The sequence below is a fragment of the Hymenobacter algoricola genome (assembly GCF_039539525.1).
Lineage (GTDB): Bacteria > Bacteroidota > Bacteroidia > Cytophagales > Hymenobacteraceae > Hymenobacter > Hymenobacter algoricola.
Genome location: NZ_BAABDH010000036.1, coordinates 136,768 through 154,894 on the forward strand (window position 1 = coordinate 136,768; position 18,127 = coordinate 154,894).

Annotated in this window: 15 protein-coding genes; 7 read left to right on the forward strand and 8 right to left on the reverse strand. The window is 63.2% G+C overall.

Annotated features, from left to right (window positions below):
• Positions 1 to 6: 6 nt before the first annotated feature.
• Both ABD842_RS10090 and ABD842_RS10095 read right to left on the reverse strand, forming a co-directional pair.
• A complete protein-coding gene (locus ABD842_RS10090; RefSeq protein WP_345113106.1) occupies positions 7 to 1,581 on the reverse strand; it encodes a membrane dipeptidase in 1,575 nt (524 codons plus the stop codon).
• A gap of 88 nt (positions 1,582 to 1,669) precedes the next feature.
• On the reverse strand, positions 1,670 to 2,311 hold the full coding sequence (locus ABD842_RS10095) for a helix-turn-helix transcriptional regulator (RefSeq protein WP_345113107.1): 642 nt from the start codon (positions 2,309 to 2,311) through the stop codon (positions 1,670 to 1,672).
• 344 nt (positions 2,312 to 2,655) lie between these two features.
• Between ABD842_RS10095 and ABD842_RS10100 the strand changes: the two genes are divergently transcribed.
• From ABD842_RS10100 to ABD842_RS10115, 4 genes are all read left to right on the forward strand, one after another.
• Positions 2,656 to 4,149: an amidase gene (locus ABD842_RS10100; protein WP_345113109.1), complete on the forward strand. Its 1,494-nt coding sequence runs from the start codon at positions 2,656 to 2,658 to the stop codon at positions 4,147 to 4,149.
• Positions 4,150 to 4,428: 279 nt separating this feature from the next.
• Complete coding sequence (locus ABD842_RS10105) at positions 4,429 to 5,847, forward strand: CehA/McbA family metallohydrolase (protein ID WP_345113111.1); 1,419 nt, start codon at positions 4,429 to 4,431, stop codon at positions 5,845 to 5,847.
• A 189-nt stretch (positions 5,848 to 6,036) separates the two neighbouring features.
• Entirely contained in the window at positions 6,037 to 6,195 is a 159-nt protein-coding gene (locus tag ABD842_RS10110) for a hypothetical protein (protein WP_345113113.1), read from the forward strand.
• Positions 6,196 to 6,277: 82 nt separating this feature from the next.
• Positions 6,278 to 7,279, forward strand: a complete 1,002-nt coding sequence (locus ABD842_RS10115) for a glycoside hydrolase family 43 protein (protein ID WP_345113114.1) — start codon at positions 6,278 to 6,280, stop codon at positions 7,277 to 7,279.
• A 48-nt stretch (positions 7,280 to 7,327) separates the two neighbouring features.
• Here ABD842_RS10115 and ABD842_RS10120 read toward each other — a convergent pair whose 3' ends face one another.
• Positions 7,328 to 7,498 carry a hypothetical protein gene (locus ABD842_RS10120; protein ID WP_345113115.1) on the reverse strand — a complete coding sequence of 57 codons (171 nt, stop codon included), beginning with the start codon at positions 7,496 to 7,498 and terminating at the stop codon, positions 7,328 to 7,330.
• 504 nt (positions 7,499 to 8,002) lie between these two features.
• Between ABD842_RS10120 and ABD842_RS10125 the strand changes: the two genes are divergently transcribed.
• The gene (locus tag ABD842_RS10125; protein WP_345113116.1) at positions 8,003 to 10,177 is read left to right on the forward strand and encodes a T9SS type A sorting domain-containing protein; all 2,175 of its coding nucleotides are present in this window, start codon (positions 8,003 to 8,005) and stop codon (positions 10,175 to 10,177) included.
• Positions 10,178 to 10,298: 121 nt separating this feature from the next.
• On the forward strand, positions 10,299 to 10,973 hold the full coding sequence (locus tag ABD842_RS10130) for an SOS response-associated peptidase (protein ID WP_345113118.1): 675 nt from the start codon (positions 10,299 to 10,301) through the stop codon (positions 10,971 to 10,973).
• Positions 10,974 to 11,060: 87 nt separating this feature from the next.
• Here ABD842_RS10130 and ABD842_RS10135 read toward each other — a convergent pair whose 3' ends face one another.
• From ABD842_RS10135 to ABD842_RS10155, 5 genes are all read right to left on the reverse strand, one after another.
• Positions 11,061 to 11,315: a hypothetical protein gene (locus ABD842_RS10135; protein ID WP_345113120.1), complete on the reverse strand. Its 255-nt coding sequence runs from the start codon at positions 11,313 to 11,315 to the stop codon at positions 11,061 to 11,063.
• A 270-nt stretch (positions 11,316 to 11,585) separates the two neighbouring features.
• A complete protein-coding gene (locus ABD842_RS10140; protein ID WP_345113121.1) occupies positions 11,586 to 13,175 on the reverse strand; it encodes a DUF1501 domain-containing protein in 1,590 nt (529 codons plus the stop codon).
• A gap of 112 nt (positions 13,176 to 13,287) precedes the next feature.
• Positions 13,288 to 15,009, reverse strand: a complete 1,722-nt coding sequence (locus ABD842_RS10145) for a DUF1800 domain-containing protein (RefSeq protein ID WP_345113123.1) — start codon at positions 15,007 to 15,009, stop codon at positions 13,288 to 13,290.
• A 265-nt stretch (positions 15,010 to 15,274) separates the two neighbouring features.
• Positions 15,275 to 16,435, reverse strand: coding sequence for a trypsin-like peptidase domain-containing protein (locus tag ABD842_RS10150; protein WP_345113125.1), 1,161 nt, complete (start codon positions 16,433 to 16,435; stop codon positions 15,275 to 15,277).
• A gap of 25 nt (positions 16,436 to 16,460) precedes the next feature.
• A complete protein-coding gene (locus tag ABD842_RS10155; protein ID WP_345113127.1) occupies positions 16,461 to 17,048 on the reverse strand; it encodes an RNA polymerase sigma factor in 588 nt (195 codons plus the stop codon).
• A gap of 135 nt (positions 17,049 to 17,183) precedes the next feature.
• On the opposite strand from ABD842_RS10155, the gene ABD842_RS10160 reads away from it, so the two are divergent.
• Positions 17,184 to 17,417: a hypothetical protein gene (locus tag ABD842_RS10160; protein WP_345113128.1), complete on the forward strand. Its 234-nt coding sequence runs from the start codon at positions 17,184 to 17,186 to the stop codon at positions 17,415 to 17,417.
• Positions 17,418 to 18,127: the final 710 nt, after the last annotated feature.

Below are 18,127 nucleotides of genomic sequence, written 5' to 3' on the forward strand. Positions count from 1 at the left end.
GGCTCACTACGCCGGATCGTTGAAGTGACGCTCCAGGAAGCGCCAGGCGTTGCGCCAGAGCAGGTCCCGCACCTTGTCGCGCACGTTGTCGGTATCCAGGCCGTAGCGGATGCGGGGGTTGCCGTCGGCCAAGCCCACTAGCCGCTTGACCAGCGCATCCTCCACGTCGTCGAAGTCGAGCACGGAGCGGCTACACTTCAGCGGGACGATCAGGCCGTCGAAATCGGAGCCGATGCACAGGCAGCGCCAGGTGGCCGGGCCGCCCACCCGCACCATGTACAGAATCTGCTGGGCCAGAAACTTGAGGTGGCGCCGCCGCGTGCGCTCCAGCCAGGAAATACCGGCCTCCTCATCGGTGGGCTGCCCGGCGCCGCTGGCCTCGGCCCGGTCGTCGGCTTCCAGCAGGTCATCTTCGTCCTCCACGTCTGCGTCATCGGCCGGGTGCCGGGCGGGAGCTTCTACCGGCGGCCGGCCCGGAATCAGGTCGTACTCGGCCCGGCTGAAGATTTCCTTGGCCGTCTTGTTGACGCCGGCAATGCGCTTGTCGAGCGAAAGGCCGATGAGCCCGCCCGAGTCCACGATTTCGCGGATGTCCTCGTCGTAGAGATTGATAGACCAGCAGTTGAAGTCGCGGGGCGTCACGCCGGGGTTCAGGCCGCCCTGCCGGTAGTGGACCACCACCAGGTCGGGCACGGAGCGGTGGGCCACCGCCTTGCGGATGGGCAGCTCGTTGCGGCTGCAGCCCGCGGCGGCCCCGTGGCTGCACAGCACCGGAGCGGTCGGGAACTCCTGCTGCCGCAGGGCATAATACTGGCGGCGCCCTTCCCGGCCCAGATGCTTCACGTCGATGAGCACGCCGGCCCGCAGCGCCGTGCGGATCAGGTCTTCGCCGACGGCCGTCAGGCCCGCGCCCCGCGGGTAAAAGTCGTGGCTGCGGGCAATGACAACGGGGCCGGCCTTCATGCGCATGCCGAAGGCGTGGGTGCAGATTTGGTTGTCGGTAAGATGAGCCAGGGTCAGGTAGAGGAAACGATGCCCCTCGTCCAGCAGCCGGAGCAGGTTGCCGGCGGCCGTGTAGCCGTCCGGGTCGCTGTAGAGGCAGTGCGCCCCTTCGATAGCGCGAATCAGGTTGACGGCGCCGGGGGTGTAGTCGGCCAGCCGCGCCAGCACCCGCACCACCTGCCCCTGCGGGCCGCGCAGGCCATCGGGCAGCAGGTCCAGGGAGTCGCGGAGGTGGTCGAAGTAAGTGCGCTGCCCGGGCTGCCCGACCTTCTGCACCTCGCGCAGCAGCGCCGGGCTCACGAAGGTTGGAATCTGCCCGGCGACGGTCTGGAAGAGCTTGCTTTCCACCATGCCCGCTTCCGGCGCGTGGTGGACCGATACGCTCAGGCTTACTTCTCCCTGGTCGAGCTGGTAGAGGTTGGCCTGGTTGCGCAGAATGTTGCGCATGAACAACACCAGCGGGGACGCTACGGGTATCTCCTCCTGCTCACTGGCCCACACGGGGCGGCGGTTAGCCGTTTGGGTGCCGCTCAGGTGGGCTTTCAGAACCGGATGAGCATGCAGGTCGAAGTAGGCCATGGCCGTGAGAGCAAAAGGGGTAAGAAAGACTGCGGCGCTATTCGCCAGGTGCTCCCGTGGGCCGCGCCGCCCGGTTCAGCTACCGCGGCTAGGCCGCAATCCAGCCCTGGCGGACGGCCTGCACCACCAGTCCTACCAACGTCTTGGCTCCTGCTTTCTGCAGCAGGGCCCGGCGGTGGCTTTCCACGGTGCGCACGCTCAGATACAGCTGCTCGGCTATTTCCTGGTTGTTGTAGTCAGCCATGACCAGCCGCAGCACTTCCAGCTCCCGGTGGCTGAAGGGCGTGGGCGGGCCGGCGTAGTGCGCGGACCGGCGGGAGGGCTGCTCGGTAGCCCGGCCACCGCCCGATTCGCCCCCCAGCAGGTGCTCAATGGTATCCAGCAACGCCTCCGGGGCCGCGTGGCGCGACAGCAGGGCCAGCTGCCGCCGGGCCTGCAGCGAATGCCGCAGCACAGGAGAGAGCCGCTGCCCGGTGAGCAGCAGCAGCTGCTGGTTGGAGCGGGCCAGCAGCAGCAGCTCCAGCAGGCGGGTCAGGGGCAGATCCGCCAGCAGCCCATCCACTACTACCAGGCAGTAGGGCTGGCGGCGTAGCAGGCCGGGCGCCTGGCCGGTGTCGGCGGTTAAGATAACGTCCAGATTGGGCCAGGCCTGCTGGAGCGTGAGCAGCAGGCCCTGGCGATGCAGGGAAGGCGGAGCGACAATCAAAACGGCTCCAGTCAATGCAAGCATGGGGCGGTGGATAGAGGTTACGGCATACAGAAACAGGCAAGGGCAGTTGAACAATAGGTATGGTGGTCGGCGGCTGACCCAGTCGTAAGGGCGGGTCATAGTTCAGAGAAGCGGGGAAAGTGGTGATAATTTCTAATAAAGAAAAATGCCTATAAATAATATCTTTATAATTATATTTAATAAACTGTTTAGAAAGTCAAAAGAACGCCAGATGAAGCATGTCGTTCTGATTGATTTTAGGGGCTTCCTCAAAAGCTTCAAAATACGTTTTCATAACGTCGTCTGCCCTATAGCCAAGGGCTGCCAATGGGGTTGTTGCCGGCCGGGTACTACCTTAGCCTGCCATGACACCTTCCGAATATGACCGCTACGACGGGCTGGGCCTGGCGGAGCTGGTACGCACGGGCCAGGTAACGGCTGCCGAGCTGTGCGAAGCCGCCATTGCCCGCGCCGAAAGCCTCAATCCTCGCCTCAACGCCATTGTGCGGCCGCTGTACGCGGCGGCGCGGCAGCGGGCCGGAGCAGGGCTGCCGGTCGGGCCTTTCAGCGGGGTTCCTTTTCTGCTCAAGGATTTCGGCGGCTACTACGCCGGCGTACCGCATACCTCCGGGAGCCGGGCGCTGCAGAATTTCGTGCCCGCGGAAGATGCCGAGCTGATCCGGCGCTTTCAGGCGGCCGGCGTCAATATTCTGGGTAAAACCAATACGCCGGAATTCGCGCTGATGGGCGTCACGGAGCCGGCGCTGTACGGTCCGGCGCGCAACCCCTGGAATGTGGCGCACACCCCCGGCGGCTCCAGCGGCGGCGCGGCCGCGGCCGTGGCCGCCGGAATTGTGCCCCTGGCCGGGGCCGGCGACGGGGGCGGCTCCATCCGGATTCCGGCCGCCTGCTGCGGCCTGTTTGGCCTGAAGCCCAGTCGGGGCCGCAACCCCACCGGCCCGGAACAGGGTGAAAAATGGCAGGGAGCGGCCGTAGAGCACATCCTGACCCGCTCCGTGCGCGACAGCGCCGCCATGCTGGACGCCACCCAGGGCCCGGATGCCGGAGCTCCGTATTTTCTGCCGGCTCCCGTCCGCCCTTTTCTGGCGGAGGTCGGCCAGCCCGCCGGGCGGCTGCGCATTGGCTTCAGCCTGGAGCATCCGCTGGGCCGCGCCCTGCACCCGGAGTGCGCCGCGGCGGTGCAGGCGGCGGCCCGGCTGCTCGAAAGCCTGGGCCACGAGGTGGAGCTGGTGCCGCTGCCCTTCGACGGCCGAGCCGTGGCTACCGCTTTTCTGATGCTGTACTTCGGCGAAACCGGCGCCAACATTGCGGCCCTGGCCCACGTGCTGGGCCGGCCGGCCCGGCCCACCGATGTGGAGCCCACCACCTGGCTGCTGGGCTTGCTGGGCCGCACCTACTCCGCCGCCGACTTTGCCGCCGCCCGCCACACCTGGAACGACTCGGCCCGGCGCATGGGACGCTTCCACCAGCAGTACGACCTGCTGCTCACGCCCACGCTGGCCGTGCCCCCGCTGCCGGTCGGGGCGCTGCAGCCCCGGCCGGTGGAGCGGGCCCTGCTGCGTGTGGTCAACCAGTTTGGGCTGGGCGGACTGATCCGCCGGTCCGGTATTGTGGAAAAGCTGGCGGAGCAAAGCCTGGAGAAAACGCCTTATACGCAGCTGGCGAATCTGACCGGCCAGCCGGCCATGTCGGTGCCGCTGCACTGGACGGCGGAGGGGCTGCCCTGCGGCGTGCAGTTTGTGGCGCCGCTGGGGGCCGAAGCTGTGCTTTTCCGGGTGGCCGCCCAGCTGGAGCAGGCCCAGCCGTGGTTTGACCGCCGGCCAGCTATAGTGGTCTGACCAAGGCCGCCGCTGACGTCCGGAGGAGGCATGAGGACAATGGCAAGTATTGGTACTATTCTTCCCTGAGCCTAATTTGAATAGCTGTATTATTCCGGACCTGATTTTACATTGCTTAGGTACGAAATTCTCCAGGCCCACTCATTCAGGGCAAGTCTCGCACGGTAATGGGCTGTTTATCATTCCTTAACCGGAACGTAGTTAGCCGGAAATATGTACCAGGGCCATCCTGATAGTACCGTATCTTTGCCTCCCGTTCTTTCCAACCTATTGCACTTTGTGAAAAAAACCCTGACTCTTCTCCTGGCAGCCTGCTGCTGGGGTACTGCTTACGCCCAAGCGCCGACCTACCAGTTTTACTACGGTAACCTGCACGCGCACTCCTCCTATTCCGACGGTAACCAGGACGCCGCCACGTCCAACGCCGCCACGCCCGCTCAGGACTACAGCTTCGCCGATGCCTCGCTGCACCTCGATTTTCTGGGTATTTCGGACCACAACCACGCGCTGGCCGGTATGCAGCGGCCCAACTACGCCAAGGGCCTGCACCAGGCCGACAGCCTGACCAATGCCAACTTTGTGGCGCTGTACGGCATGGAGTGGGGCGTTATTTCGGGCGGTGGCCACATGCTGGTATACGGCGTAGATCAGCTGCTGGGCTGGGAAGCGGGCAACTTCGACGTGTTCGTGGCCAAGAGCGACTACCAGAGCCTGTTCAAGCAGATCAACCGCCGGCCGGGGGCTTTTGCCCTGTTTGCCCACCCGCAGAGCGGCGACTACGGCAACCTGGCCGGCACCGCCACCTTCAGCCCGCGCGCCGATAGCGCGGTGGTCGGCATGCCCATGCGCTCCGGCCCGGCTACTTCAACCAACATCACCTACTCCAACAAGTCGACCAGCTCGTACGAGAGTACCTACCAGCGTATGCTGGCCAAAGGCTACCACGTAGGAATTGGCTTCGACCACGACAACCACAACACCACCTTTGGGCGCACCACGCCCGGCCGGCTGGTGCTGCTGGCACCCTCGCTCACCAAGCTCGACCTGATGCAGGCCCTGCGCAGCCGGCGCTTCTACGCCTCCGACGACTGGAACACCGAGGTTACCTTCACCGTGAACGGGCAGGCCATGGGCACCATCAACCAGGGGCCGGGCAATGCCGGTGTCAGCGTGGGCGTAGCCGATAGCGACAACGAAGCGGTCCGCTCCATCACGCTGATGCGCGGAGTGCCCGGCAACGGTGTGAATGCCGTAGCCGTTTCGACCACCGCCATCGGTGCCGCCGCGCTTACCTACACCGACATCAACGTCCCCAACTCGGCGTATTACTACTATGCCATCATCATTCAGGACGACGGGGACCGTATCGTAACCTCGCCCATCTGGTACAGCCGCGGCTCGGTGACGGCCGCTTCGGCCGCGCAGGAGCTACCCCCGCTGGACGTATTCCCGAACCCCGTGCAGGGCGGCGCAGTCACGCTTTCCTATGGTCTGCCCACGGCTACCCGCGTCACGCTGGAAGTACTGGATAACCTGGGCCGTACGGTAAGCGTGCTGGCGCAGGATGAGGCGCAGTCGGCCGGGCCGCACGCCTACACGCTGCCGGTCAGCCAGCTGAGTCTGGCGCCCGGGCTGTACACCGTCCGCCTGGTGCAGGCGGCGGGAACCACCTACCGCAAGCTGCTGGTAGCCCAGTAAGCGCTGCCGCTACGTTTTTCGGAAAGCCCCGACTGCGCAGGTAGTCGGGGCTTTTTTTGGGTGGGCCGGCCGGCAGACTGCCTCCGCCGGGGCAACACCAGAGGGAGGTATCTACGTAAGGAATGGCCGGGCCGCTTCAGTTGCCGGGGCCGGCCCCCGCGTTGTGGTTCGCCATTGTCCCCTTGTGCCATGCATTCTGACCCTACTACCAAGCCAGCCGCCGCCCGGAGTGCCGAAGGAGCCAAAACCGCCAAAGCAGCTCCGCGCAGCAGCTCTACCGACGTGGAGCTGGCCGTCATCAAACAGCTCGACGCCTTTCGCGGCACCCCGCCGAAGGCGGAAAGCTAGCGCCGCGGCCGTCTCGGCGCCGGACAACAGACGGCCGGGGCCGGCAATAAAGGAAATACTACCCATCTGCGTACCGCTGCTTATGCCTTCTTCCCCACCCGCCGGCACCTACACCAACCCCGTCTGGGACGACGATTTTCCCGATCCGACAGTTATTCGCGCGGCCGATGGCTGGTACTACGCCTACGGCACCCAGACCAAGCGCGCCGGGCAGATTATCAACCTGCAGGTAGTTCGCTCCCGGGATTTGGTAACCTGGGAATTTCTGGGCGACGGAATGCCGGAAAAGCCGGTCTGGGCCGCCCAGACCCAGAAGTTCTGGGCTCCGCACGTCAGTGAGCACGCCGGCCGCTACTACCTGTACTACTCCGCCCTGCCCGATACGCGCGCCGGGTTCTGCCTGGGCGCCGCCACTGCCGACTCGCCGGCCGGGCCTTTTGTCGATTGCGGCGTCCCGCTGCAGTGCGGCCCCGGTTTCCGCCACCTCGACCCGATGAGCTTCGACGACCCGGCCACCGGCCGGCGGCTGCTGTACTGGGGCTCCGGCTTCGGCCCCCTCATGGTGCGCGAGCTGGGCCCCGACCGGCTGCGCTTTCTGCCGGGCAGCGTAGCTATTGACCTGCTCTACCCAACCAACAGCCCGGACCCCGCCAGCTACGAAAATCTGGTGGAAGGTGCCTGGGTAATCCGGCGCCACGAGTGGTACTACCTGTTTTACTCCGGCAACAACTGCTGCGGCCCCCGGGCCCACTATGGCGTATTGGTAGCCCGCTCCCGCACGGCCACCGGCCCTTTTGAGCCGCTGACCCGGGCCCTCGACCATGCCGCCGCGCCGCTGCTCGTCGCCAATGACCACTGGCAGGCGCCCGGCCACAACGGCATCATCACCGACGGAGCCGGGCAGGACTGGCTGGTCTACCACGCCATCGACCCGCGCCAGCCCACCTTCGATGCCATCGACGACGAGCAGGGCTACTCACGCCGCGTGCTGCTGCTGGATCGGCTGGACTATCACAATGGCTGGCCGCGGCTGGCTACCGGCGGCACTCCTTCCTGGGCCGCCCAGCCGGCCCCGCAGCCTTAGCGCGAGGCCGGCTGGTGCCAGGCTGAATAGGCCGGGCTTGGTAATTGATCAGCCAAGCCTGCCGCAACGCTTTCTGGGTAGGCGTCGGGAAGAGAAGTCGTAGCGCTGCACTTCGTCTTGGTCCAGCAGGCGGGTGCGCACGGTCTTATCGGTGCCTTCGTGGCGGATGGTGATTTCGCACTCGGTGCCGGCTTGCCCGGTTTTTAGCTGGCTGAGCACCTGCTTCAGACTGGCGGGCGTGATGGCCGTGCCCTGGTAGCTGACCAGCTGGTCGCCGGGCGCTATGCCCGCGGCCCGCAGGTTGGCCGGCCCGGCATCAAACTGCCCGGCATTCGGCGGCGGTACTTCGAGAGAAGTGGCCGTGGCGCCCGGGGGGCCGACGTGCGGGCCGGTGTGCAGCAGGGGTAGGTGGTTTGTTCGTTTGTGTTAAGCTGCGAAACGCCTGCCGGCGCGTAACTCCAGCAAGGGACTATCAGAGTAGATCCAGACGTCAAGCACGCTAACATGGGGCCATGGCAGAACCTGCTCGAAAGAGGAACAGGGTTTATGATTTAATAATATAACTATGGCGCTAAATAACGGTGAGAGGCAAAGAATAATTGCAGATAATTTTCTTATTCCAAGATAGGCGTAGGATGCCATATTGCCTTCTTTGGTAAGACTATGTTCATTGCTGCTCTATTGCACAGCCGCTCCATCTCCGTACTCTTTGTTTTTCCAATTATGAAAAAAACTTGTACTATTTCGCTTGGCAGTGTACTTCGACTGCTGCGCAGTAGCGGCTTGACGGCTGCGGCCGTCGCGCTGCTCACGCCCGCGCTGGCCCAGACGCCGGCTTTCCCCCGCAATGAAGCCTTCAAGGGCAGCAGTGCCTCCAACTTCACGTTTGGGGGGGCTGCCCGCCTCACCGGCACCGGCGGCACCAACGACCCCGTCGGGGCCGGCTACCTGCGGCTCACCGACGCGGTAATCAACCAGGCCGGCTACGTCATCGACAACGTCGGATTTCCCTCGTCGGCGGGCTTCACTATCTCCTTTGAGTTCTTCTCCTACGGCGGAACCACACCCGGCGCCGACGGCTTCAGCGTGTTCCTGGTCGATGCCGTGCAGCCCACCGGGGGCTTCAAGATCGGGGCTACCGGCGGCTCTCTGGGCTACGCGCAAAAAACAGTGGCCCCCCTGGCCGACGGCGTCACGAACGGCTACATCGGTATCGGTATTGATGAGTTCGGCAACTACTCCAACAGTTCGGAAGGACGCTCCGGAGGCAGTGCGGTAGTGGATGCCAACGGCCGCGTGGCCAACGGCATTGCCATCCGCGGGGCCGGCAACGGCTCGGCCGCTACCGATTACCCGTACCTGACCGGCACCCAGCCCGGCGACCTGGACTTTACGCTCGACGTGAACGGGGTACGGTCCCAGCCGGGCAACGCGGATTACCGTCGCGCCTTTATTGACGTGGTGCCCACGACGCTCGGCGCCATTACCACCTACCGGATTTCGGTGCGTATTCAGCACGGGCCCACCATCCGGACGGCCATCGACAACTTTATCGTGCCGACGCCGCCCCAGAACCTGCGCCTGGGCTTTTCGGGCTCCACGGGCGGCAGCACCAACATTCACGAAATCCGCAACCTGAACATCGTGCAGGTGCCGTTTGCCAATACCGACCTTGCCACTACAGTCTACAATCAGCCGGTAACGGTAGCCGTACTGAACAACGACATCGCGCCCGGCAGCAGCATCGAGCCATCGTCCGTGGATCTGGACCCGAACACGGTTGGGCAGCAGACTTCCCTGAACGTGCCGGGTAAGGGCAGCTTCACCGTGAATGCGCTGGGGGTAGTGACCTTCACGCCCAGCGGCACGTTTGCCGGGACGGTAGTCGCGCCCTATACCATGCAGTCTATTCTGGGGGCCGACTATACTTCCAGCCCCGCCAACATGCGCATCACGGTGAACGGCGCCGACGTGGCGGCCAGCATCAGCGGGCCGGCGACTACTGCCCCCGGCCAGCTGGTTACCTACAACATGACCACCGTCAACCAGGGCTCGGTGACGGCGCTGGATGTGGTGCCCAAGCTGCTGCTGCCCATCAATCTGCCGAGCACCGACGTAACCGCCAACAATGGCCTCTACGACCCCCTCAGCGGCTGGGTGACGTTTGCCACGCTTCCCTCGCTGGCCAGCGGCGCCCCGGCCGTGGCCAACGCCGTGACTTTCACGGTGCCCGCCAACGCCCCGGCCAGCATGACCAGCCAGGCCACGGCCAACTCCCTGGTTCCGGATCCGCTGCTGGCCAACAATACGGCTTCGCTCGTTACGGCCGTGGGCGCCCCCCTGCCGGTGGAGCTGGTAAACTTCACGGCCCGGGCTGTGCGCAATGACGCGCTGCTGAACTGGCAAACGGCTTCGGAGAAGAACAACGACCATTTTGAAGTAGAGCGCTCCATCGATGCGGTGCGGTTCGAGCGTCTGGGCAGCGTGCAGGGTCAGGGTACCACCGGCCGCCGCACCGAGTACGAGTATCGCGACGCCAACGTGGCCCAGCTCACGCGCAAGCCCGTGTATTACCGCCTGCGCCAGGTTGACTCCGACGGCCAAAGCTCCTACGGCCCCACGCGCGCCGTACAGTTTGCCGCCAATGCCCGCCTCGACGTGTCGGTGTACCCGAACCCCAATCCGCACCTGGCTACCACGACCCTGGACCTGACGGGCGTCGCCGCCGGAGCGTACGAGGTGCAGCTTACCGACCTGCGCGGCCGGCTGCTGCGGCAGCTCACGCTGGCCGGTGCCCAGCAGCACCCGCTGGCGGTGCAAGACCTGGCGCCGGGCGTATACATGGTGCGCCTGCAGGGCCCGGCCGGCAGCATCACGCTGCCTTTCGTCTACAACTAGGCTTGCTGCTTAAGATAAAAAAAGGCCGCCGGACTTATCCGGCGGCCTTTTTTGTTGCTACCTAACACCCGCAGGCGTTTGGGCGTGCCCAATTACTTCCCACCACTTCTTTGCTTTAGCTATGTGCGGCCGCTACACCTTCACCACTCCCCAGCCCGTTATTGAGGAACGCTTCGAGGCTTCATTCGTCCGGGATATGGTGCCGAATTACAACGCGGCTCCTTCGCAGGCCCTGCCGGTTATTACCAATGCCGAGCCCGGCCGGATCCAGCTGGTGCGGTGGGGGCTGCTGCCGGGTTGGGTAAAGGACGTGAAAACCGCGCCCAAGCCCATCAACGCCCGGGCCGAAACGCTGAGTGAAAAACCCTCTTTCCGGCAGCTGCTGCAGCGCCGCCGCTGTCTGGTGCTGGCCGACAGCTTCTACGAGTGGCAGCAGACCGCCGGCCCCACAGGCCCCAAAACGCCCCACCGCATTCTGCTGCGCAATGAGCAGCCGTTTGCCTTCGCCGGCCTCTGGGACGAGTGGGCCGACCGCAGTACGGGAGAGGTGCTGCCGACTTTTACCATCATCACCACCGAGCCCAACGAGCTGATGGCGAGCCTGCACCACCGGATGCCCGTCATTCTGCCCGACCGCGCCGCCGAGCTGGCCTGGCTCGACGATAGTCTGTCGGTGGCGGTGCACCAGCAGCTGCTGCGGCCCTACGCGGCCAGCCTGATGCAGGAGTACGTGGTCAGCACGCAGGTGAATTCGCCGGCCAACAACGAGCCGGCAGTGCTGGCCCCGGCCGCGTAGCCGAAGGAAGCGCGGCCGGCTTAAGAACGTAAAACCCCGCTCAATGGAAACTGAGCGGGGTTTTTTATGAATGCGGATGGGGTCAGCCTACTGGCCCTGGTGCTCCTGGGTACCCTTATTGGCTGCCTTTTTGTCGTCGTCTGATTTCCTGGCTTTCTCTTCCTTCAGCGGCTCGGCCGAGGTTCTTTCGTCTTCCTCTTCCTGGTCGGGCATAGCAGCGCGGCTAACTACTACCACGGCCACGGCGGCAATGGTGGCAATACCGAAGATCAGCTGGGTCGGCGTAAAGCGCTGAGCGGCCTTTTTGAGCAGGGTGCTGCCGTGCTTCAGCAAATCGTCCATGTGCTCATGGTTACCTTGCACGAGCACGTGGTAAGCACTTTCGAACGCCCGGGCCAGATCTTCGGGTAAAATTTTCTCTATTTGTTTTTCGATCTGCTGTTCCATAGCGGAGCTTTGGTGTGGTGTGGAAAAAGTCGGTTCAGATAAGGTGGCGGAACCACTGTGAGGCCTGTACGCAAAAAGCCGCTGCCGGGCTGCCCCGGCGGCGGCTTTTTTCAGTAAATACGCCACTTCCCCATTATAAGCTGGTCCGTAGCTCCCCGCCGCGCTTTACCGCTCCACGGCCAGCAGGCTGCTGCTGACGCGGCTGCCTTCGCGCACGTGGCAGTAATAGGAACCCGCCGCCAGCCCGCTGGCCGAAAGCGGCAGCTGCTGCCGGCCCCGCGGCAGCTCCCGGTCCACGAGGCGCTGTACTTCCCGGCCCACCATATCGAACAGCAGCACCTGCACATGCCCGCCGTCGGATTCAAACTCCACCGTCGCGGTTTCGCGCACCGGGTTGGGATACACGCTGAAGTTTTTCACGTTGGAATCGGCGGCCGAAGCCACGCCGGTAGCCACGCCGGGCCGGAGCACCGGCACGTAGGGGTGCGGTCCCCCGTTGGAGGGCAGCAGGGCATTAATGGTAGCCTGGGGCACCCGGAACCAGTCTTTCAGGATGCTGCCATAGATAGCCCGGAAGTCAAACTGCATCGGGATGTTGTCGTTCACGCCCGCGGTGGCCGGCAAGATCGGGTTGGCCCCGTGGATGACGGGGTTCACGCTGGTGCCAAACACGAACAGCGGCGCCGCGGCCCCGTGGTCGGTACCCTTGCCCGAGTTGGCCCGAATGCGGCGGCCAAATTCGGAGAAGGTCATGCCCACCACGCGGTCCTGCACCCCCAGGCGGCGCAAATCATCCTGGAAGGCTTCCACGGCCTGCGAGATTTTGCCCAGCAGCGTGGCGTGGGTGCCGGTGGCCGTGCTGCCCGTCGCCGGCACCTGCAGCACGTGGGTGTCGAAGCCGCCGAGGTTGCACACGTACAGCCGCGTCTGCAGCCCACCCGCTACCAGCTGGGCCACGATTTTGAGCTGATCCGAGAGGGAGTTCACGCCCGCCGCCGGGTACAGCGGCGACAGGTTCTGGGCCCGGCCCGCGGCAGTCTGCAGCGCCGTCGTGTAGATCTGGGTCTGGGAAATTACCTGCCGGATAAACGTCAGCTCGTGGCCGGCCGGCGTGTTGGGAGCCGTATCTACGCTGCCGGTCAGCAGTTGGTAGAACGAGGCCGTGCTGGCAATGGCCATGCCCATGTTTACCGCAGGCCCCTGCACGCAGTTGCTCACCACCGAGCCGATGCTGACGGCCAGCGGATCGGGGCTCTGGGCGTTGGGGTAGCCGGTTGGGAAGCCGGGGTATTCGCTGTCGAGGTAGCGGCCGGCCCAGCCCGAGGTGATGGTCACGTTGGAGTCGGAAGCCGAGGTCCAGATGTCGGTAGCGCGGAAGTGGCTGAAGTTGGGGTTGGGGTAGCCCACGCTCTGCACCACGCCCAGCTTGGCGTTGTCATACAGGCTTTTGAGGCCCGTCATGGCCGGGTGCAGGCCCGTGGCAGTGGCTAGGGGCAGCACCTGGCTCTGCGGAATGGCAAGGTCGGGCCGCGCGTTCATCAGAGCCGAATACTGGTCAACCGGAATGACCATGTTCAGGCCGTCGTTGCCGCCGTTGAGCTGAATGAGTACCAGCACCCGGTCCGTCTGCGAAGCCGCGTTGGTCAGGGCCGCCAGCTCGGGCGAATAGCCGTAGGCGCCAATCGGGAAGCCGCCCAGGAGCACCGGCAGCACCGAAGCGGCGGCGGTGGTTTGGAGAAAGTCTCTGCGTTTCATTGGGGAGTCTTGGATAGTTGGGGTCTTAGGGTCTTGGTTTTTGGCTGAGGGTCAACATCCGGCACTTCTGGTCAACCCAGAAATCCAGGACCCTAAGCCCCCAAGTCCCCGACTAAGACAAATGGTATTCGGCCAGAATCATTATGCTGCGCAGCAGCGTTTGCAGCTTGGTCGTCACGGCGGTCTTCTTGGCCGTGTTGGTCGGGTTGGCCAGGTACTGCGTCCATTCGTCGGTCCACTCAAAATCGGGCAGGCCGGGCAGCAGCACGTCGTTCAGGTACGCCAGCTGGTTGGCCGTGAGCGGAATCGGGAACACCAGCCGGGTCAGCTCCGCAATCAGCAGGTTGGCTTCGGAGGCAATGGCGGGCGGCAGTGCCGTGACCAGGGCCAGCACGTCGATGTTAATTTTGGCACCGTTGCGGGTGTAGCCGTTGGTGCTGGTCATCAGGTCCGTGAACTGGTTGCGGCGGGGCAGGGTCACGGCGTTGATCCACATTTCGTAGTACTGGGGCGTCTGCCAGTAGGCCGCCCAGCCTGCCACGTTGGGCGGGTCGCCCACCACCTGCTGCTGCAGGTTGGTAATCGTGTTCAGATAGTCCCACATGCCGTACTGAGCCGCCAGGCTGGAAGCGGGCGGAAAGGCAATCTGGAACTGCCGCGCCACCGTCACGGTGAAATCAATCGGGCTTTTGATGACGCAGCCCATGTTCACCACGTCAAAGAAATGCTCGCTCGAGAGCAGCGTGCGCAGCACCGGGGCCACGTTGTAGTTGTTTTGAATCAGTAGCTGAGCCAGCGGCTCAATCACGTTCTGCTCGGTGGTGGCATCAATGACGTAGTACACAAACCAGCGGTAGAGCTTGCGGCACAGGAAGCGCGCGGTTTCGGCCTGAGCAAAAACCAGGTCAATCAGGGTTTTGTATTCCTGGTCGCCACCGTTGCCGATGGCTACGTTGCCGAAAGCGGCCGAAAACTGCTTGGTTGTCGTGTCGTGGCGGGAGGCAGTGTAGTAGCCGCTGATGGTAGTGGCATTATCGCGCCAGCCGGTCAGCACGCGGGCGGCGGCCTGCACGTCGGCCTCGGTGTAGGTGGTGTAGTTGCCGGGGCCGACAAGCGGGCCCTTGCCCACCGTAAACAGCTCCAGCAGCTCGCGGCCGTAGTTTTCGTTGGGCGCGCCGCCGGTACTCTGGTTGCCGTTGAGGTAGCGCAGCATGGCCGGAGTCACCGTCACGTCCTTGGCCAGCTGCCGGATGTTGCCCAGCGCCTGCTGGCGCAGCAGCGTCACGTACTGGTAGCCGTAGCGCGTATCGTTGATGTCGGCAAACTCAATGACGAAGTGGTTGTGCCAGAACAGCGTCATCTTTTCCACCAGCGAGGTATTCTGGTTCAGCATCCTTCCCATCCACCACGACCGCAGGGAGGCGCGGCGGACGCCTTCGAAATTCTGGTCAAACGGCTGCGTCACCCACGTCTGGCCCACGGGTACGCTGGTATCCGTTGCCGATACGTTCAGGGGCGGCGCCGGCGCCGCCGGCGCTATCAGCAGGTCATTCACCACCTGCGTCAGCGTCCTGCCGGCAGCCGTCAGGATCTCGGCCCGCGTCGGCCCGAACAGGCTGCGGCGCAGCAGGTGTGCCGCCTGATCATAGCCCCAGGGGCCGGAGTAAGGCGCCAGGCCAGCCGTGGAGCGGGCCGTGGCCGGCAGCTTTTTGTTGGCAAACTTACTGATGGGCTCGTCGCCGGTACCCGGCGGATCATCGGGGCGGGGCGCTGCTGCCACAGCCGGCGCCGCCAGCACGGCGGTGTTTTTGCGGAGGAAAGATCTTCTGTCCATAGGCGGATGAGCGGTGAGGCGGCGGTAAATGGTTGTAAAATATGCAATTAGCCGCAGTTCTGCTAATCACAGGCTCTATAGATAGCAGAAGTATAGAAAAAGTTTAATGAGCCCGGGCAAGATATTTTGCTTCTGCTTTTTGTAGCGTTGCAAGAGGGCCTGATTGCCCTGTTTTGGCCCCGGGTAGTCTGGTTTTCAGGGTGCTGAAAACCAAAAAATCCCCACCGGCTGGGTGGGGATTTTTTTAAAAAAGAAAGGTCCGGCTCTATTCGTACACCTTGACCACGAACACGTAGTCCTGCAGCTTCCGGATCTGCTTGGGTCGCGAAGTGCCGGTCAGCAGGTTGGTGCGGGGCATGTTGTAAGGCTGCCCCGAGCCGGCCGCCGACAGCGAGTCCACCAGCCGCATCAGGTACGACGACTTGGTAGCGAAGGCCGCGCTCTGCATGTCCATCTGCCGGCCGCTGATGATGCCGATCAGGTTGCCGCGCTCATCCAGCAACGGGCCGCCGCTGTTGCCGGGGTTCACCGGAATCGAAATCTGGTAGAAGGCCGTGTCGCCCTCGAAGCCCGAGCGGGCACTCAGCGAACCATCATTAAATACCAGGTCTTCTCGTGGGTAACCCAGCGTGTATACCTTCTCGCCGAGGTCGGCGGCACCACGCTTAAAGGAGTAGGGCAGGCGGCCAAACCCACTGAACTTGCGGTCGTTGATGTGCAGAATTGCCAGGTCGCGGGCCACGTCGGTGAAGACGGTTTCGGCGCGGTAGCGCTGCCGGTCGTGGCTTTCGATAAGCAGCGAATCAGCGCCCTGAATTACGTGGTAGCTGGTAACTAAGTAGCCGTCGGCAGTCAGGGCGAAGCCCGTGCCGCTGAACTTGCCCGGGTTCAGCTCCGCCGCCGACTTGGTGCCGTCGACCTGCTGAATGGCTTTGGTCATGGCCCGCTGGTTGCGCTTGATACGCTCCACTTCGCGACGCAGCATGGTGTAGCCGTACAGCGAAGGCCGTTGGGCCGCCCGCCACCACTCCAGCCCCAGCAGGGTGGCAAACACGGCCATTACGGCAACCGAAGCGGCGACCATCATGGTGGCGCGGTGGGCACCCCAGAACTCGCGCAGCTTCCGCTCGACCGGCGAAATGTACAGGGTTGGCATGGCCGGTACCCCGGTTTCCAGGGTCTCACCCGCCAGCTGCACGGCTGCTTCTGCATCCATGTCGGCCTGAATGGCGTGGAGCTTGCGGCGGGTGCTGAGCCGGTCGCCGTAGGCGTGCAGGGTAGTGGTCAGCTGGGTGAAGCTGGCATAGTGCTGGGCGAAGTCAGGGTCGGCAGCGAGGCGGTGCTCCAGCTGGGCACGCTCCGGAGCCGGCAGCTCCTCGCTGCGGTAGGCTTCAAATAAGGCGTAGTAGTCAGCTTCCGTTTTCATAGGCTCAAAGCACCCCGCTGCTGCTCTAAAACGATTCCTCCTCCTTATAATGGGCGAAAAAAAGCTTTTTAAGGCGCACCAGGCACTTGTATTTCTGATTCTTGGCGTTGTCGGGATTGGTGTAGCCAAACTCCGCCGTGAGTTGCTGCATGGACTTGTCCAGCAGGTAAAAACCTTCTAGAAGCGAGCGGCACGGCTCCCCAATGCGGTCCAGCGCCTCGCCCATGAGGGCAAACTGCTGGTCGCGCTCCTCGGCTGCGGCCAGATCGGCTTCAGCTCCGGTTTCGAGAAAGGGCTCGTGGTCATCGAGGCGGCCGCCGAAGCGGGTTTTCTCGGTGAGCCGCTTCAGCCACAGGCGGCGGCACACGGCGTAGAGGTAGGTTTTGATCTGGCAGCTCAGCTCCAGGGAGCCGTCGCGCACTTTCTCATAAAACACCATTACGCCTTCCTGATACACGTCCTTGGCTTCGTCTTCGGTGCCGCTGTTTTGCAGCACGTAGTGCGAAATCATGGGGTAGTGCAGGCGGTAAAGCCGTGCCAGCGCCCGGTCGTCGCCGTGGCGGATGGCCGCCACAAACTCTTCATCGGTGTAGGAAGGAACGCCCTTGCCCATTCGCTTTGCTCGTTAATACAGGAGTGAGGATTGGGTAACCCGCTAAAAATATTTTTTCTGCTGCCGGGTTACCTTCTGAGAAAGCCGGTATGAAGGGCGTTTTTCAGACAAACTTTTTCAAACGTAACACCAAAAATGAAGAATCTCCTGAAGGTTTCCGCTCTTGCTTTCGTATTCGCTGCTGCTCTGACGTCGTGCGAGTCGAAGACTGCTACCACGGAAACCACCATTACCGAGCCTACCACCGTTGAAACTACCACGGCTCCTGCCATGGACTCGGCTTCTACCACCACTACGGTAACCACCGACACCACGGCTATGGCTGCTCCAGCTATGTCGACCACCACGACCACCACGGAGACCAAATAGTTGTAGGTCAGCTTCGGGCTGGCAGATAATGCAAAAGCGGCCCGGCATCCTGAGTGGATGCCGGGCCGCCTTGTTTGGAAACGGCTGGGGTGGGAAAAATATACAAGATTTATTAAATATATAATTTTTAAAGTGCAATATTTGCAGCGCTTCTCACCCAGGAAGTAAGGGCCCGTTTTTTCGGCTTTCACATCCACCTTATCTGTGCCCGCGCCCCGTGCATTCCACCATGTTGCCTTCTCACCCTGATAATAAACCTGCCCTACCAACGGCAGAGCCCGTAGCGAAAGGCGAAGTAGCGGCTGTTGTGGCCCCGCATTCCGTTTTTGTTGTTGGCGATTATCTGGTGGGGGACGCTGAGGATGAGCTGCTGAGCGGGCATCCGGATATCCGGTACTAGCCAAGCGCTGATTTTTGGCGTCTGCAGATACTACGCCCAGGCCGCTTCCCGTTGGATAAGAACTATACAAGGCAGCGCGGGCCGGGGCGTTGCTGACCAAGATGCTGGTATTGGTATGTCTTTGTCGCACCGCTTCCCCATTTGTGCTATGAAACGTCTTGCACTTGTTCTGCCAGGGCTGTTTTTGGCGCCGCTCGCGCAGGCCCAGCTAGGGCGTGTTCTCAAGAACGTTCGGCATGGCAAAGTCGTAATAGGCTTATTTTCAAGATGAATGCTGACCGTACGTTGCTCACCGATAATCATTGGGCAC

Bases quoted from the DNA above. Each gene is read 5' to 3' on its own strand.
- ABD842_RS10090 (WP_345113106.1), bottom strand. From the start codon at position 1,581: ATGGCCTACTTCGACCTGCATGCTCATCCGGTTCTGAAAGCCCACCTG.
- ABD842_RS10095 (WP_345113107.1), bottom strand. From the start codon at position 2,311: ATGCTTGCATTGACTGGAGCCGTTTTGATTGTCGCTCCGCCTTCCCTG.
- ABD842_RS10100 (WP_345113109.1), top strand. From the start codon at position 2,656: ATGACACCTTCCGAATATGACCGCTACGACGGGCTGGGCCTGGCGGAG.
- ABD842_RS10110 (WP_345113113.1), top strand. From the start codon at position 6,037: ATGCATTCTGACCCTACTACCAAGCCAGCCGCCGCCCGGAGTGCCGAA.
- ABD842_RS10115 (WP_345113114.1), top strand. From the start codon at position 6,278: ATGCCTTCTTCCCCACCCGCCGGCACCTACACCAACCCCGTCTGGGAC.
- ABD842_RS10125 (WP_345113116.1), top strand. From the start codon at position 8,003: ATGAAAAAAACTTGTACTATTTCGCTTGGCAGTGTACTTCGACTGCTG.
- ABD842_RS10130 (WP_345113118.1), top strand. From the start codon at position 10,299: ATGTGCGGCCGCTACACCTTCACCACTCCCCAGCCCGTTATTGAGGAA.
- ABD842_RS10135 (WP_345113120.1), bottom strand. From the start codon at position 11,315: ATGGACGATTTGCTGAAGCACGGCAGCACCCTGCTCAAAAAGGCCGCT.
- ABD842_RS10140 (WP_345113121.1), bottom strand. From the start codon at position 13,175: ATGAAACGCAGAGACTTTCTCCAAACCACCGCCGCCGCTTCGGTGCTG.
- ABD842_RS10145 (WP_345113123.1), bottom strand. From the start codon at position 15,009: ATGGACAGAAGATCTTTCCTCCGCAAAAACACCGCCGTGCTGGCGGCG.
- ABD842_RS10150 (WP_345113125.1), bottom strand. From the start codon at position 16,435: ATGAAAACGGAAGCTGACTACTACGCCTTATTTGAAGCCTACCGCAGC.
- ABD842_RS10155 (WP_345113127.1), bottom strand. From the start codon at position 17,048: ATGGGCAAGGGCGTTCCTTCCTACACCGATGAAGAGTTTGTGGCGGCC.
- ABD842_RS10160 (WP_345113128.1), top strand. From the start codon at position 17,184: ATGAAGAATCTCCTGAAGGTTTCCGCTCTTGCTTTCGTATTCGCTGCT.